Origin of the sequence: Streptomyces calvus (assembly GCF_006782915.1) — a bacterium.
Classification (GTDB): Bacteria; Actinomycetota; Actinomycetes; order Streptomycetales; family Streptomycetaceae; genus Streptomyces; species Streptomyces calvus.
The window spans coordinates 146,646-161,665 of sequence record NZ_VCNP01000056.1 but is presented as its reverse complement, the minus strand read 5'-3'; the positions used below and the strand labels follow the sequence as shown (position 1 = coordinate 161,665).

Genomic DNA, 15,020 nt, shown 5'->3' with positions numbered 1-15,020 from the left:
CTGCCAGGTCGCGGGCTGCGCGCGCGGACGGCAGCCCCCGGATCCTGGCGTCGGTGCGGCGAGCGGCCCAGAACGCAATCCCGGCGACCTGGGCGTCGCGGCAGCGGGCGCCCGCGGGACGGCAGTCCCGGGGGCTCTGGGCGGGGCGTGGCGGCTCTCAGCCGATGTCCGGCGGGTCGATGCGCACCCACACCGGTTCGTCCCCGCCACGGGCCGTACGGGCCGCCTGGGCGGCCTTCAGCGCGCCCGCCAGGGCGGCGCCGGTGCCCGGCGGGACCCGGATCAGGGCGCGCTCCCACTCCTCGCCCGGAGGCGGCGCCCCCGGCCGGCGCGGGCGGCCCGCCGGGGTGACCGGCAGCGGGACCGGCCCCAGCACCTCCGCGCTCGGGGGCAGGGCCACAGCGCGGAGGAACGCGGCCACCGCCGGCCCGGGCCCCGACACCGACGCCATCCGCGACACCGGCGGGAAGCCCAGTTCGCCGCGCTCCGCCAGCTCCCGCACCGCGTGCCCGACCGGATCCCACCGCACCAGCGCCTGCACCGGCCGCAGGGTCGGCTCGGCGACCACCACCACCGTGCCTCCCGCCGACTGCGGCCGGACCAGTGCCGCCGCGGCGATCCAGCGGCGCAACGCGTCCTCCCCGGCCCGCAGGTCGGGGCGGCCCAGCATGGCCCAGCCGTCCAGCAGCAGCGCCGCCGCGTAGCCGCCCTCGGCCACCGGTTCCGCGCCCGGTGTGCTCACCACCAGCGCCGGCGCCCCCGGCACCGTGTCCAGCACCTGCTCGCGCCCCGAGGTGCGCACCGGAACGGCCGGGAACGCCCGGCCCAGTTCCTCGGCGGTGCGCCGCGCCCCCACCACCTGGGCCCGCAGCCGGAACCCGCCGCACTCGGGACAGTGCCAGCCGCTCTCCTCGCGCCCGCACCAGCCGCACCGCAGGTCGTCGGCACCCCGCGCCTCCAACGGCCCCGAGCAGTGCCGGCACCGCGCCGGCTCCCGGCAGGCGGCACACGCCATCCGCGGCACATAGCCCCGGCGGGGCACCTGCACGAGCACCGGACCGTGCCGCAGGCCCTCCCTGACGGCCTGCCAGGCGAGCGTCGGCAGACGCGCCGCACGGGCGGCCTCGTCGCGGGCCAGGTCCTGATCGCCCACGGTCCGCACCAGCGGCGCGGCCGCCCGCACCCGTTCCCGGGTGGCGACCAGCGGTCTGGCCCACCCGGTGTCCACCAGTTGCGCCGCCTCCACGGTGCAGCTCCAACCGCCCAGCAGGAAGCCGCACTTGTCCTGCGCCGCGCGCAGCAGCAGCACCTCGCGGGCGTGCGGCTGCGGGGCGTGCTGCTCGCTGTGGCTGTCGTCCCCGTCGTCCCAGACGGCGACCAGTCCGAGGTCCCGCACCGGCGCGAACATCGCGGCCCGGGTGCCGACGACGGCCCGCACGGATCCCCGCCGCACCGCGAGCCACTGCGCGTACCGCTTCTCCGGCCCGGCGTCCGCGGTGAGCACCGCGTGCCGTCCCCGGCCGAGCAGTTCGGTGAGTGCGGCGTCGACGCGGGCCACGGCCCGCCCGTCCGGCACGACCACCAGCGCGCCGCGCCCGGAGGCGAGGGTCGCCGCGACGGCCCGGGCCAGTTCCTCGCTCCACAGCGGTCCGGGCAGCGCGTTCCACACCGCCCGCGGTGCCCCGCCGGTGGCCAGCGACTCCAGGAACGCCGGCCCCTGCTCGTACCGCTCCCAGGGACCGGGGGCCGGTGCCGGGGGCGGGGGCAGCGGGTCGGGCGAGGGCCGCTTCTCGGCGCGGGCGTTGCGGGGCGGCACGGCGAGCTGGAGGACGTCGGCGAGACTGCCCGCGTACCGGTCGGCGACGGCCCGGGCGAGCCCCAGCAGTTCCTCGCTGAGCACCCGCTCGGGCGAGACGACCTGGGCCAGCGCCGCCAGGGGCCCCGAGTAGTCGGACTCGGCGAGCCGCTCGACGAGGAACCCGTCGATCAGTCCCCCGCCCTCGCGCCGCCCCTCGCGCACCCGGTGCCGCCCGGCGCCGAACCGCACCCGCACCCGCACGCCCGGCTGCGCGTCGGCGTCCAGTTCCTCGGGGACGGCGTAGTCGAAGTAGCGGTCCAGGTGGAGCACGCCCTTGTCGACGAGGACCCGGGCGACGGGCAGGTTCCCGGCGAGGGCGGCACCGCGCCAGGTGCGCGGTTTGGCCCGGGGCGCCTTGGCCCGGCGCACGCTCTCCCGGATGAGCGCGAGCTGCTCCGGCGGCGCGCCCTGCGCACCGCCGTCCCGCTGTCCGTTCTCGCTGCTCACGCTTGCATTCTTACCAAACGCGACTGACAGCGGCGCCGCTCCCGCCGCACCCACGAAGGCCCGGCTCCCCGCTCAGGGGTGCCGGGCCTCGGTACGACGTGGGGGTGGGGCCTACAGCCCCGCCGCCTTGCGCAGCGCGTCGACGCGGTCGGTGCGCTCCCAGGTGAAGTCGGGCAGCTCACGGCCGAAGTGGCCGTAGGCGGCGGTCTGGGCGTAGATCGGGCGCAGCAGGTCCAGGTCGCGGATGATGGCGGCCGGGCGGAGGTCGAAGACTTCGTCGATCGCGGCCTCGATCTTCTCCGTGTCGACCTTGGCGGTGCCGAAGGTCTCCACGAAGAGGCCGACGGGCTCGGCCTTGCCGATCGCGTACGCGACCTGCACCTCGCAGCGGGAGGCCAGGCCCGCGGCGACGACGTTCTTGGCGACCCAGCGCATGGCGTAGGCGGCCGAGCGGTCCACCTTGGACGGGTCCTTGCCCGAGAAGGCGCCGCCGCCGTGGCGTGCCATGCCGCCGTAGGTGTCGATGATGATCTTCCGGCCGGTGAGGCCGGCGTCGCCCATCGGGCCGCCGATCTCGAACCGTCCGGTCGGGTTCACCAGCAGCCGGTAGTTCTCCGTGTCGAGCTTGATGCCCTCGTCCAGCAGCGCCTTCAGCTCCGGCTCGACCACGAACTCGCGGATGTCGGGGGCCAGCAGCGACTCCAGGTCGATGTCGGAGGCGTGCTGGGAGGAGACGACCACGGTGTCCAGGCGGACCGCCTTGTCGCCGTCGTACTCGATGGTGACCTGTGTCTTGCCGTCCGGGCGCAGGTAGGGGATCGTGCCGTTCTTGCGGACGTCCGACAGGCGCTTGGACAGGCGGTGCGCCAGGAAGATCGGGAGCGGCATCAGCGTCGGCGTCTCGTCCGTGGCGTAGCCGAACATCAGGCCCTGGTCGCCGGCGCCCTGCCGGTCCAGTTCGTCGTCGTCGCCCTCGACCCGCGCCTCGTAGGCGGCGTCCACGCCCTGCGCGATGTCCGGCGACTGCGCGCCGATCGACACCGAGACACCGCAGGAGGCGCCGTCGAAGCCCTTCTTGGAGGAGTCGTAGCCGATCTCGAGGATCTTGCCGCGAACCAGGTTCGCGATGTCCGCGTAGGTCTTGGTGGTGACCTCGCCGGCCACGTGCACCAGGCCGGTGGTGATCAGGGTCTCGACCGCGACGCGGGAGGTCGGGTCCTCGCGCAGGAGCGCGTCGAGGATGGTGTCGCTGATCTGGTCAGCGATCTTGTCGGGGTGACCTTCGGTCACGGACTCCGAGGTGAACAGACGACGGGACACAATGCTCCCTGGGGTTGCAGCGGCTGCTGGCTGATCATTGGCGGACGGCGGGGGCTGCACCCGGCGCCGTCCGTGGAACAGTTTATCGGTCGCGCTCCGCCACGGGGCATCCTGTCTCGCCTCGCGAGAGCGCTGTGACCTGCGGCACGGGCATTGTGCCCATGCCGAGCGGGGATGGCCAGAGGCGCCACGCCCCGGTGGGCGGAGTTTCGCCGGAACCGGACGGCGGCCGTGACACTCAGCCGAGGCGTTCGGCGACGAGGTCCCACACGGTTTCGGCCAGGGCCTCCTTCGGGCCGTGGGGCACGGGTGTCTCGCTGCCGTCGGCGCCCAGCACCACGGCCTCGTTCTCCTCGGAGCCGAAGGTCTTGCGCTCCCCCACCTCGTTCACGACGAGCAGGTCGCATCCCTTGCGCTTCAGCTTGGCGCGGCCGTTGGCCAGCACGTCGTCGGTCTCGGCGGCGAAGCCGACGATCACCTGTCCGGCGCGCACCCGGTCGCCGGAGATCTCGGCGAGGATGTCGGGGTTGCGCACCAGGGCGACGGGCTCGGGCTCCTGGCCGTCCTTCTTCTTGATCTTCCCGGTGGCGTAGACGGCGGGGCGGAAGTCGGCCACGGCGGCCGCCATGACCACCGCGTCGGCGTCGGCCGCGGCGGCGAGTACCGCTTGGCGCAGTTCCACGGCCGTCCCCACTTGAACAACGTCCACGCCGGCGGGGTCGGGCAGCAGGGCGTTGGCCGCGATGAGGGTGACGCGGGCGCCGCGGGCGGCGGCGGTGCGGGCGAGGGCGTAGCCCTGCTTGCCGGAGGAGCGGTTGCCGAGGAAGCGGACGGGGTCGAGGGGTTCGCGGGTGCCGCCGGCGCTGACGACGACGTGCCGGCCCCGGAGGTCGGGCTCGGTGACGCCGCGGGCCAGCACCCGGCGGCAGACCTCGAAGATCTCGCCCGGGTCGGGCAGCCGGCCCTTGCCGGTGTCGACGCCGGTGAGGCGGCCGACGGCCGGTTCGATGACGACGGCGCCGCGTGCGCGCAGCGTCGCCACGTTCTCCTGGGTGGCCGGGTGCTCCCACATCTCGGTGTGCATGGCCGGTGCGAAGACCACGGGGCAGCGGGCGGTGAGGAGGGTGTTGGTGAGGAGGTCGTCGGCCAGGCCGTGGGCCGCCTTGGCCAGCATGTCGGCGGTGGCGGGGGCGACGACCACCAGGTCGGCGTGCTGCCCGATCCGCACGTGCGGCACCTCGTGGACGTCGTCCCACACCTCGGTGGAGACGGGGTGGCCGGAGAGCGCGGACCAGGTGGCGGCGCCGACGAAGTGCAGCGCGGAGGCGGTGGGGACGACACGCACGTCGTGCCCCGACTCCGTCAGCCGCCGGAGCAGCTCGCACGCCTTGTAGGCGGCGATGCCGCCGCTGACCCCCAGAACGACCTTGGGCTTGTCCACCGTCTCTCCCCGGACCTCGGAAAACGTGCAACCAACCCCATGAGACACCACAGGCCCGGCAGACGTACTGCCGGGCCTGTGGAAAAGTCAGCTGCAAGTTGCTGATATGACGAACTGCCGATTACTGGCCGGGGCCTTCGACGGCCTCGGAGGTCAGCAGTCCCGCGTTGATCTCGCGCAGGGCGATCGAGAGCGGCTTCTCGTGGACGTGGGTGTCGACGAGGGGACCGACGTACTCGAGCAGACCCTCGCCGAGCTGCGAGTAGTACGCGTTGATCTGGCGGGCCCGCTTGGCCGCGTAGATCACGAGGCTGTACTTCGAGTCCGTGGCCTCGAGGAGCTCGTCGATCGGCGGGTTGATGATGCCCTCGGGCGCGGAGATGGAAGAGGACACGCTCTACCTTCCGATGGATGGGAAAGATTCAGTCCGGATGATCGCTGGACGATCGCTCACGATCACACGACGTTCATCAAGGCTAGCAGCTCGCGGGCGACGTCCTCGACGGAGGTGTTGACCAGGGTGGTGTCGAACTCGGGTTCGGCCGCCAGCTCGGTCTTCGCGGCGTCCAGACGGCGCTCGATGACCTCGGCCGATTCCGTGCCCCGGCCCGTGAGCCGGCGCACGAGCTCCTCCCAGGAGGGAGGGGCCAGGAAGACCAGCTGGGCCTCGGCCATGGACTCGCGGACCTGCCGGGCGCCCTGGAGGTCGATCTCCAGGAGCACGGGCACGCCCGCCTCCAGGTGCTCCAGCACCGCCGCGCGGGGGGTGCCGTAGCGGTTGCCCGCGAACTCGGCCCACTCCAGCAGCTCGCCGTTGGCGATCAGCTTGTCCATCTCGTCGTCGGTGACGAAGAAGTAGTGGACGCCGTGCTGCTCACCCGGGCGGGGCTTGCGGGTCGTCGCCGAGACCGAGAGCCAGACCTCGGGGTGTTCCTTGCGCATATGAGCGACGACCGTGCTCTTGCCGACCCCGGAGGGGCCGGAGAGCACGGTCAGCCGCGGACGTACGTCCGGGGGTACGGGGGACGTCCCCCGGGGTGTTGCAGCCATGCGGCGATTATTCCAGGAATCCCGCACTGCTCGGGACTCAGGAGCCGGTGCTGCCGAACTCGCGCTCCAGGGAGGCGATCTGGTTGGAACCGAGACCGCGCACACGGCGGCTTTCGGAGATGCCGAGTCGCTCCATGATCTGCTTGGCGCGGACCTTGCCCACGCCCGGCAGCGACTCGAGCAGGGCGGAGACCTTCATCTTGCCGATGACGTCGTTCTCCTGGCCCTGCTTGATGACCTCGTGCAGGGAGGCGCCGGAGTGCTTGAGTCGATTCTTGACCTCGGCCCGCTCCCGGCGAGCCGCGGCGGCCTTTTCGAGCGCGGCTGCGCGCTGTTCAGGGGTAAGGGGCGGAAGAGCCACGCCTACGTCACCTCGGATGTCGAACTGTCGGATACGGACCGGTGAGGAACCTAGTCGCCCCACACCTGGGGAGCCACGAGCAACACGCTTGCCCGTTCACTCTCCGTCGGAGACTAGCGGCCAACTCCGCCGGAGTCAGCGAGAACAGCGGAAAAGTCCTGGTCAGCCTCCGTCAGGCCGGACATTTAAGACATACTGCCCCTGATTTGAGGATGTATCCAGAGTCCGGCGACCACGGGATTGCCCGTCGGCCGGTTCAGCCGGACGTCACCGCGGCCCGGATCTCCTCCGCGAACCGCTCCGCGGCGTCACGCAGAGCGACCGCGTCGGGACCGTGGCGCAACACCGACCGGCTGACGTTCGGCACGACGTTGCGCACCGCGCTGCCGAACACCGCCGGCAGATCGGCCGCCGTGGCACCCTGCGCGCCGATCCCGGGCGCCAGGATCGGCCCGCCCATGTCCAGGTCGTACGACGACAGGTCGCCCAGCGTCGCGCCGACCACGGCGCCGAAGGACCCCAGGGGCTCCTCACCGGCGTTCTCCAGCGCCAGGTGGCCCAGCATGGTCGCGCCGACCGTGCGCCCGTCGGCGCGGACCGCGTGCTGCACCTCGCCGCCCTCCGGGTTGGAGGTCAGCGCCAGCACGAACAGCCCGGTGCCCGACTCACGGGCCAGCGCGACGGCCGGGCTCAGCGAGCCGTACCCGAGGTACGGCGAGACGGTGAGCGCGTCGGAGAACAGGGGCGCGTCCTCGTGCAGGAACGACTCGGCGTAGGCGGCCATGGTGGAGCCGATGTCGCCGCGCTTGGCGTCCATGACGACCAGCGCGCCGGCCGCCCGCGCCTCCTGGACCGTCCGCTCCAGGACCGCGACGCCGCGGGAGCCGAAGCGCTCGAAGAAGGCGCTCTGCGGCTTGAGCACGGCGACCCGGTCGGCCACCGCCTCCACCACGGTGCGGCTGAACCGCTCCAGGCCCGCCACGTCGTCGTTCAGGCCCCACTCGGCGAGCAGGGAGGCGTGCGGGTCGATGCCCACGCACAGCGGGCCCCGCTCGTCCATCGCGCGGCGCAGACGCGCGCCGAAGGGTTCCAGACCACTCATGCCGTTGTCCTCACGTCGGCGCCCACCGCGTCGGCGAGCGTGGCGTAGGGGCTGGTGCGCAGCCGCGCGGCGAGCCCCTTGTGCATGGCGCGGCCCCAGAAGGGGCCCTCGTAGATGAACGCGCTGTAGCCCTGCACCAGCGTGGCACCGGCCAGGATGCGCTGCCAGGCGTCCTCGGCGTTCTCGATGCCGCCGACGCCCACCAGGGTGATCCGGTCGCCCACGCGCGCGTAGAGGCGGCGCAGGACCTCCAGGGAGCGTTCCTTGAGGGGGGCGCCGGACAGGCCGCCGGTCTCCGCGACGAGCGCCGGGTCGGAGCGCAGGCCGAGCCCTTCGCGGGCGATGGTGGTGTTGGTCGCGATGATGCCGTCCAGGCCGAGCTCCACGGCCAGGTCGGCGACCGCGTCGACGTCCTCGTCGGCGAGGTCGGGCGCGATCTTCACCAGCAGCGGCACCCGGCGGGCGGTGACCGTGCGGTCGGCGGCCTCGCGGACGGCGGCGAGCAGCGGGCGCAGGTGGTCCACGGCCTGGAGGTTGCGCAGTCCGGGGGTGTTCGGCGAGGAGACGTTGACGACCAGGTAGTCCGCGTACGGGGCCAGCCGCTCGGCGGACTTCACGTAGTCCGCGACCGCCTCGGACTCCGGTACGGCCTTGGTCTTGCCGATGTTGACGCCGACGACGGTCCTGAACACGGGCGTACGGGCGGCCAGGCGGGCGGCGACGGCGAGCGAGCCCTCGTTGTTGAAGCCCATGCGGTTGATCAGCGCGCGGTCCGCGACCAGGCGGAACAGCCGCTTCCGGGGGTTGCCGGGCTGCGGCTCGCCGGTCACGGTGCCGATCTCGACGTGGTCGAAGCCGAGCATCGCCAGGCCGTCGATGCCGACGGCGTTCTTGTCGAAGCCGGCGGCCAGGCCGAACGGGCTGTGCAGGCGCAGTCCGAGGGCCTCGGTGCGCAGTTCCTCGTGGCGGGGGGCGAGCACGGCGGCGACGAAGGTGCGCAGCACGGGCACCCGCGCGACCCGGCGGATCCAGCGGAAGGCCAGGTGGTGGGCCTGCTCGGGGTCCATCCGCCGGAAGAGCAGGGTGAAGAGAATCGTGTACATGGTGTCCTCATGAAGAGGGGGACACCGTTTCCGGTGTCCCCCTCGGGGTGCTAGTCGCGGGCCGCGGTCAGGTGTTGCGCGTGTTCCTGGAGCGAGCGGACGCCGACATCCCCCCGGTGGAGCGCGTCGATGCCCTGGACGGCGGCGGCGAGCGCCTGGACCGTCGTCAGGCACGGCACGGAGCGGGCCACGGCCGCCGTACGGATGTCGTAGCCGTCGAGGCGGCCGCCGGTGCCGTACGGGGTGTTGACGATGAGGTCGACCTCGCCGTCGTGGATGAGCTGGACGATGGTCTTCTCGCCGTTGGGGCCGGTGCCCTCGGAGTGCTTGCGCACGACGGTGGCGTTGATGCCGTTGCGCTTGAGGACCTCGGCGGTGCCGGAGGTGGCGAGCAGCTCGAAGCCGTGCGCCACCAGCTCGCGCGCCGGGAAGATCATCGAGCGCTTGTCGCGGTTGGCGACCGAGATGAACGCGCGGCCCTTCGTGGGCAGCGGCCCGTAGGCGCCGGCCTGCGACTTGGCGTACGCGGTGCCGAAGACGGAGTCGATGCCCATGACCTCGCCGGTGGAGCGCATCTCCGGGCCGAGGACGGTGTCGACGCCGCGGCCGTGGATGTCGCGGAAGCGCGACCACGGCATCACGGCCTCCTTGACGGAGATCGGCGCGTCCAGCGGCAGCTCGCCGCCGTCGCCGTTGGCCGGGAGCAGGCCCTCGGCGCGCAGCTCGGCGACGGTGGCGCCCAGCGAGATGCGGGCGGCGGCCTTCGCCAGCGGCACGGCGGTCGCCTTCGAGGTGAAGGGGACGGTGCGCGAGGCGCGCGGGTTGGCCTCCAGGACGTAGAGGATGTCCCCGGCCAGCGCGAACTGGATGTTGATCAGGCCGCGTACGCCGACACCGCGTGCGATGGCCTCGGTGGAGGCGCGCAGCCGCTTGATGTCGAAGCCGCCGAGGGTGATCGGGGGCAGGGCGCACGCGGAGTCGCCGGAGTGGATGCCGGCCTCCTCGATGTGCTCCATGACGCCGCCGAGGTACAGCTCCTCGCCGTCGTACAGGGCGTCGACGTCGATCTCGATGGCGTCGTCGAGGAAGCGGTCGACCAGGACCGGCCGGGAGGGGCTGATCTCGGTCGACTCGGCGATGTAGGACTCCAGCCGGGTCTCGTCGTAGACGATCTCCATGCCGCGTCCGCCGAGCACGTAGGACGGGCGGACCAGGACCGGGTAGCCGATCTCGTCGGCGATGGCCTTGGCCTCGGCGAAGGTGGTGGCGGTGCCGTGCTTGGGGGCCGGCAGGCCGGCCTCCTTGAGGACCTGGCCGAAGGCACCGCGGTCCTCGGCGGCGTGGATGGCCTCCGGGGAGGTGCCGACGATCGGTACGCCGTTGTCCTTGAGCGCCTGCGACAGGCCGAGCGGGGTCTGGCCGCCGAGCTGGACGACGACGCCGGCGACCGGTCCGGCCTGCTGCTCGGCGTGGACGATCTCCAGGACGTCCTCCAGGGTGAGCGGCTCGAAGTAGAGCCGGTCGGAGGTGTCGTAGTCGGTGGAGACGGTCTCCGGGTTGCAGTTGACCATCACGGTCTCGTACCCGGCGTCGCTCAGCGCGAAGGAGGCGTGCACGCAGGAGTAGTCGAACTCGATGCCCTGACCGATGCGGTTGGGGCCGGAGCCCAGGATGATCACCGCGGGCTTCTCGCGGGGCGCGACCTCGCTCTCCTCGTCGTAGGAGGAGTAGAAGTACGGCGTCTTCGCGGCGAACTCGGCGGCGCAGGTGTCGACCGTCTTGTAGACCGGGCGGATGCCGAGCGCGTGCCGGACCTCGCGGACGACGTCCTCGCGCAGACCGCGGATCTCGCCGATCTGCTGGTCGGAGAAGCCGTGCCGCTTGGCCTCGGCGAGCAGGTCGGCGGTCAGCTCGGGCGCCTCGGACAGCTCGTCGGCGATCTCCTTGATCAGGAAGAGCTGGTCGACGAACCACGGGTCGATCTTCGTGTACTCGAAGACCTCCTCCGGCGTGGCGCCCGCGCGGATGGCCTGCATGACCGTGTTGATGCGGCCGTCGGTCGGGCGGACGGAGGCCTGGAGCAGCTCCCGCTTGTCGCCGGGCTCGCCGACGAAGGTGAACTGGCTGCCCTTCTTCTCCAGCGAGCGCAGCGCCTTCTGGAACGCCTCGGTGAAGTTGCGGCCGATGGCCATGGCCTCGCCGACCGACTTCATGGTGGTGGTGAGGGTGGAGTCGGCGCTCGGGAACTTCTCGAAGGCGAAGCGCGGGGCCTTGACGACCACGTAGTCGAGCGTGGGCTCGAAGGAGGCAGGCGTCTCCTGCGTGATGTCGTTCGGGATCTCGTCGAGGGTGTAGCCGACGGCGAGCTTGGCGGCGATCTTGGCGATCGGGAAGCCGGTCGCCTTGGAGGCGAGCGCCGAGGAACGCGACACGCGCGGGTTCATCTCGATGACGATGACGCGGCCGTCGGCCGGGTTCACCGCGAACTGGATGTTGCAGCCGCCGGTGTCCACGCCGACCTCGCGGATGATCGCGATGCCGACGTCGCGCAGCACCTGGTACTCGCGGTCGGTCAGCGTCATCGCGGGCGCGACGGTGATCGAGTCGCCGGTGTGCACGCCCATCGGGTCGAAGTTCTCGATGGAGCAGACGACCACGACGTTGTCGTTCTTGTCGCGCATCAGCTCCAGCTCGTACTCCTTCCAGCCGAGGATGGACTCCTCCAGGAGCACCTCGGTGGTCGGCGAGAGGGTCAGGCCCTGGCCGGCGATGCGGCGCAGCTCCTCCTCGTCGTGCGCGAAGCCGGAGCCGGCGCCGCCCATGGTGAAGGAGGGGCGGACGACGACCGGGTAGCCGCCGAGCTCGTCGACTCCCTTGAGGACGTCGTCCATGGAGTGGCAGATGTAGGAGCGGGCGGACTCGCCGTGACCGATCTTCTTGCGGACCTCCTCGACGACCTCCTTGAACAGGTCGCGGTCCTCGCCCTTGTGGATCGCCTGCACGTTGGCGCCGATCAGCTCGACGCCGTACTTCTCCAGGACGCCGTTCTCGTGCAGCGAGATGGCGGTGTTGAGCGCCGTCTGGCCGCCCAGGGTGGGCAGCAGCGCGTCGGGGCGCTCCTTGGCGATGATCTTCTCGACGAACTCGGGGGTGATCGGCTCGACGTAGGTGGCGTCGGCGATCTCCGGGTCGGTCATGATCGTCGCCGGGTTGGAGTTCACGAGGACGACCCGCAGGCCCTCGGCCTTGAGGACCCGGCACGCCTGGGTGCCGGAGTAGTCGAACTCGGCGGCCTGGCCGATGACGATCGGGCCGGAGCCGATGACCAGGACGGACTGGATATCGGTGCGCTTAGGCACGCTGGCCCTCCATCAGGGAAACGAAGCGGTCGAACAGGTAGGCGGCGTCGTGCGGGCCGGCTGCCGCTTCGGGGTGGTACTGGACGCTGAAGGCCGGCCGGTCGAGCAACTGGAGGCCCTCCACCACGTTGTCGTTCAGGCAGACGTGGGACACCTCGGCGCGGCCGAACGGGGTGTCGGAGACCTTGTCGAGGGGGGCGTCGACGGCGAAGCCGTGGTTGTGCGCGGTGACCTCGACCTTGCCGGTCGTACGGTCCTGCACGGGCTGGTTGATGCCGCGGTGGCCGTACTTCAGCTTGAAGGTGCCGAAGCCGAGGGCGCGGCCGAGGATCTGGTTGCCGAAGCAGATGCCGAACAGCGGCGTGCCGCGCTCCAGGACGCCCCGCATCACGGAGACCGGGTGGTCGGCGGTGGCGGGGTCGCCGGGGCCGTTGGAGAAGAACACGCCGTCGGGGTTGACGGCGTAGACGTCGTCCACGGTGGCCGTGGCCGGCAGCACGTGCACCTCGATGCCGCGCTCGGCCATGCGCTGCGGGGTCATGCCCTTGATGCCGAGGTCGACCGCGGCGACGGTGAACTTCTTCTCGCCGATCGCGGGGACGACGTACGGCTCGGTGGTGGCGACCTCGGCGGACAGGTCGGCGCCCTTCATCTGGGGCGCCTCCTGGACGCGGGCCAGCAGCGCGGCGTCGTCGCGCACGGCGTCGCCGCTGAAGATGCCGACGCGCATGGCGCCGCGCTCGCGCAGGTGCCGGGTGAGGGCGCGGGTGTCGATGCCGCTGATGCCGACGACGCCCTGGGCGGCGAGCTCGTCGTCCAGGGAGCGCCGCGAGCGCCAGTTGGACGGCACGCGCGCGGGGTCGCGCACCACGTAGCCGGAGACCCAGATGCGCTGGGACTCGGCGTCCTCGTCGTTGACGCCGGTGTTGCCGACGTGCGGGGCGGTCATCACCACGACCTGGCGGTGGTACGACGGGTCGGTGAGGGTCTCCTGGTAGCCGGTCATGCCGGTGGAGAACACCGCTTCGCCGAAGGTCTCCCCCACCGCCCCGTAGGCACGGCCGCGGAAGATCCGGCCGTCCTCCAGGACGAGAACGGCGGGAACCTTGGTGGCTCCCCTGGTGGAGGTTGTCATCGTGCGCCTTCCGTCTTGTTGATCATTTGGTTGAGGGTCTCGACCCACTCGTTGTGCTCGGCCGCGCGGTCGGAGCGGAAGCCGGAGTCGATCAGCCGCTCGCCGTGCGCCCACGTGACCACCAGCAGCCCGCCCTCGGTGAGGACCTTGCCGGCGATGCCCTTGTCGAGCCGGGCGCCGCGCAGCGCGTCGGCCGGGACGAAGAAGTCGTCCGCGCCGGGGCGTACGACGTCCAGTCCCGCGTCGGTGAGCGTCAGCTCGGCCCGGCTGCGGGTGCCCAGGCCGCGCGCCACGATGCGGTCCAGCCACTGGCCGGCCGTGGTGGAGCCGTGGTAGCGGCCGCTCAGGGTCAGTTTCGCCGGGCCGGGGTCGTCCGGCGCGGTATGCAGCTCGGGCAGGTCGCCCTGGAGGGTGCCGCGCCACTTCCATCCCTCGCGCATCAGCCAGTAGACGAGCGCGACGAACAGGGCGAGTCCGACGACCCAGCCGATGCGGGCGGCCCAGTCGGTCACTTCCGCCGATTCCTTCTCGGCGGCCAGCAGGATTACAGGTGTCACGTGAGCTTCCCGTCGACGAGCGTGGCCTTGCCCCGGAGCCAGGTGTGCGTGACACGGCCCGGCAGCTCGCGGCCCTCGTACGGGGTGTTGCGGCTGCGCGAGGCGAAGCCCGCGGGGTCCACGGAGCCACGGTATGCCGTGTCGACGAGGGTGAGGTTGGCGGGCTCACCTGCCGAGACGGGACGGCCGTGGCCGGTGGCCTGTCCGATCTGCGCGGGCTTGAAGGACATCCGGTCGGCGACGCCGGCCCAGTCCAGCAGGCCCGTGTCGACCATGGTCTCCTGGACCACCGACAGCGCGGTCTCCAGGCCGACCATGCCCATGGCGGCGGCGGCCCACTCGCAGTCCTTGTCCTCGTGCGGATGCGGGGCGTGGTCGGTGGCGACGATGTCGATCGTGCCGTCGGCGAGCGCCTCGCGCAGCGCCATGACGTCCCGCTCGGTGCGCAGCGGCGGGTTGACCTTGTAGACCGGGTTGTAGGTGCGCACCAGCTCGTCGGTGAGGAGCAGGTGGTGCGGGGTGACCTCGGCGGTGACGCGGATGCCGCGGGACTTGGCCCAGCGGACGATCTCGACGCTGCCGGCGGTCGACAGGTGGCAGATGTGCACGCGGGAGCCGACGTGCTCGGCGAGCAGCACGTCCCGGGCGATGATCGACTCCTCGGCGACGGCCGGCCAGCCGCCGAGGCCCAGCTCGGCGGAGACGACGCCCTCGTTCATCTCGGCGCCCTCGGTCAGCCGCGGCTCCTGCGCGTGCTGGGCGACGACCCCGTCGAAGGCCTTCACGTACTCCAGGGCACGGCGCATGATCACGGCGTCGTGGACGCACTTGCCGTCGTCGGAGAAGACGGTGACGCCGGCCGCGGACTCGTGCATGGCGCCGAGTTCGGCGAGCTTGCTGCCCTCCAGGCCGACGGTGACGGCGCCGATCGGCCGTACGTCGCAGTAGCCGTGCTCCCGGCCGAGCCGCCAGACCTGCTCGACCACGCCGGCGGTGTCGGCGACCGGGAAGGTGTTGGCCATGGCGAACACGGCGGTGTAGCCGCCGCTCGCCGCCGCGCGGGTGCCGGTGAGCACGGTCTCGGAGTCCTCGCGGCCCGGCTCGCGCAGATGGGTGTGCAGGTCGACCAGGCCCGGCAGGAGCACCTTGCCGTCGGCCTCGACGACCTCGGCGCCGTCGGCCGGCAGGCCGGTGCCGACCTGCGTGATCGTTTCGCCGTCGATCAGGACGTCCTGCGGCTGCCCGCCGAGCACCTTCGCACCGCGGATAAGGATCTTGCTCATGGTT

Annotated in this window: 12 protein-coding genes; all 12 read right to left on the bottom strand. The window is 72.1% G+C overall.

The window, feature by feature from the left end; genetic code table 11:
• Positions 1–157: 157 nt before the first annotated feature.
• The 12 genes from FGW31_RS29135 to FGW31_RS29080 all read right to left on the bottom strand — a co-directional run bounded on the left by FGW31_RS29135 (position 158) and on the right by FGW31_RS29080 (position 15,016).
• The gene (locus FGW31_RS29135) at positions 158–2,305 is read right to left on the bottom strand and encodes a primosomal protein N' (protein ID WP_142196529.1); all 2,148 of its coding nucleotides are present in this window, start codon (positions 2,303–2,305) and stop codon (positions 158–160) included.
• A gap of 111 nt (positions 2,306–2,416) precedes the next feature.
• On the bottom strand, positions 2,417–3,625 hold the full coding sequence (metK, locus tag FGW31_RS29130) for a methionine adenosyltransferase (protein WP_142196528.1): 1,209 nt from the start codon (positions 3,623–3,625) through the stop codon (positions 2,417–2,419).
• Between the two features lie 238 nt (positions 3,626–3,863).
• Positions 3,864–5,066, bottom strand: coding sequence for a bifunctional phosphopantothenoylcysteine decarboxylase/phosphopantothenate--cysteine ligase CoaBC (gene coaBC, locus FGW31_RS29125; RefSeq protein ID WP_142196527.1), 1,203 nt, complete (start codon positions 5,064–5,066; stop codon positions 3,864–3,866).
• 121 nt (positions 5,067–5,187) lie between these two features.
• Positions 5,188–5,460 carry a DNA-directed RNA polymerase subunit omega gene (rpoZ, locus tag FGW31_RS29120; RefSeq protein ID WP_004933985.1) on the bottom strand — a complete coding sequence of 91 codons (273 nt, stop codon included), beginning with the start codon at positions 5,458–5,460 and terminating at the stop codon, positions 5,188–5,190.
• A gap of 62 nt (positions 5,461–5,522) precedes the next feature.
• Positions 5,523–6,116, bottom strand: a complete 594-nt coding sequence (gene gmk, locus FGW31_RS29115; protein ID WP_142196526.1) for a guanylate kinase — start codon at positions 6,114–6,116, stop codon at positions 5,523–5,525.
• A gap of 37 nt (positions 6,117–6,153) precedes the next feature.
• A complete protein-coding gene (locus FGW31_RS29110; RefSeq protein ID WP_003977346.1) occupies positions 6,154–6,477 on the bottom strand; it encodes an integration host factor in 324 nt (107 codons plus the stop codon).
• A gap of 256 nt (positions 6,478–6,733) precedes the next feature.
• Positions 6,734–7,579 (bottom strand): orotidine-5'-phosphate decarboxylase, encoded by an 846-nt coding sequence (gene pyrF / locus FGW31_RS29105; RefSeq protein ID WP_142196525.1) that lies wholly within the window; start codon positions 7,577–7,579, stop codon positions 6,734–6,736.
• Positions 7,576–8,682 carry a quinone-dependent dihydroorotate dehydrogenase gene (locus FGW31_RS29100; RefSeq protein ID WP_142196524.1) on the bottom strand — a complete coding sequence of 369 codons (1,107 nt, stop codon included), beginning with the start codon at positions 8,680–8,682 and terminating at the stop codon, positions 7,576–7,578. The genes pyrF and FGW31_RS29100 overlap by 4 nt, the downstream gene beginning before the upstream one ends.
• 50 nt (positions 8,683–8,732) lie before the next feature.
• Positions 8,733–12,041 carry a carbamoyl-phosphate synthase large subunit gene (carB, locus tag FGW31_RS29095; RefSeq protein ID WP_142196523.1) on the bottom strand — a complete coding sequence of 1,103 codons (3,309 nt, stop codon included), beginning with the start codon at positions 12,039–12,041 and terminating at the stop codon, positions 8,733–8,735.
• Positions 12,034–13,176 carry a glutamine-hydrolyzing carbamoyl-phosphate synthase small subunit gene (carA, locus tag FGW31_RS29090; protein ID WP_142196522.1) on the bottom strand — a complete coding sequence of 381 codons (1,143 nt, stop codon included), beginning with the start codon at positions 13,174–13,176 and terminating at the stop codon, positions 12,034–12,036. The genes carB and carA overlap by 8 nt, the downstream gene beginning before the upstream one ends.
• A complete protein-coding gene (locus FGW31_RS29085) occupies positions 13,173–13,733 on the bottom strand; it encodes a PH-like domain-containing protein (RefSeq protein WP_142196521.1) in 561 nt (186 codons plus the stop codon). Before FGW31_RS29085 ends, carA begins: the two co-directional genes overlap by 4 nt.
• Positions 13,730–15,016 carry a dihydroorotase gene (locus FGW31_RS29080; protein ID WP_142196520.1) on the bottom strand — a complete coding sequence of 429 codons (1,287 nt, stop codon included), beginning with the start codon at positions 15,014–15,016 and terminating at the stop codon, positions 13,730–13,732. Before FGW31_RS29080 ends, FGW31_RS29085 begins: the two co-directional genes overlap by 4 nt.
• Positions 15,017–15,020: the final 4 nt, after the last annotated feature.

Bases quoted from the DNA above. Each gene is read 5' to 3' on its own strand.
- gmk (WP_142196526.1), bottom strand. From the start codon at position 6,116: ATGGCTGCAACACCCCGGGGGACGTCCCCCGTACCCCCGGACGTACGT.
- pyrF (WP_142196525.1), bottom strand. From the start codon at position 7,579: ATGAGTGGTCTGGAACCCTTCGGCGCGCGTCTGCGCCGCGCGATGGAC.
- FGW31_RS29100 (WP_142196524.1), bottom strand. From the start codon at position 8,682: ATGTACACGATTCTCTTCACCCTGCTCTTCCGGCGGATGGACCCCGAG.
- carA (WP_142196522.1), bottom strand. From the start codon at position 13,176: ATGACAACCTCCACCAGGGGAGCCACCAAGGTTCCCGCCGTTCTCGTC.
- FGW31_RS29080 (WP_142196520.1), bottom strand. From the start codon at position 15,016: ATGAGCAAGATCCTTATCCGCGGTGCGAAGGTGCTCGGCGGGCAGCCG.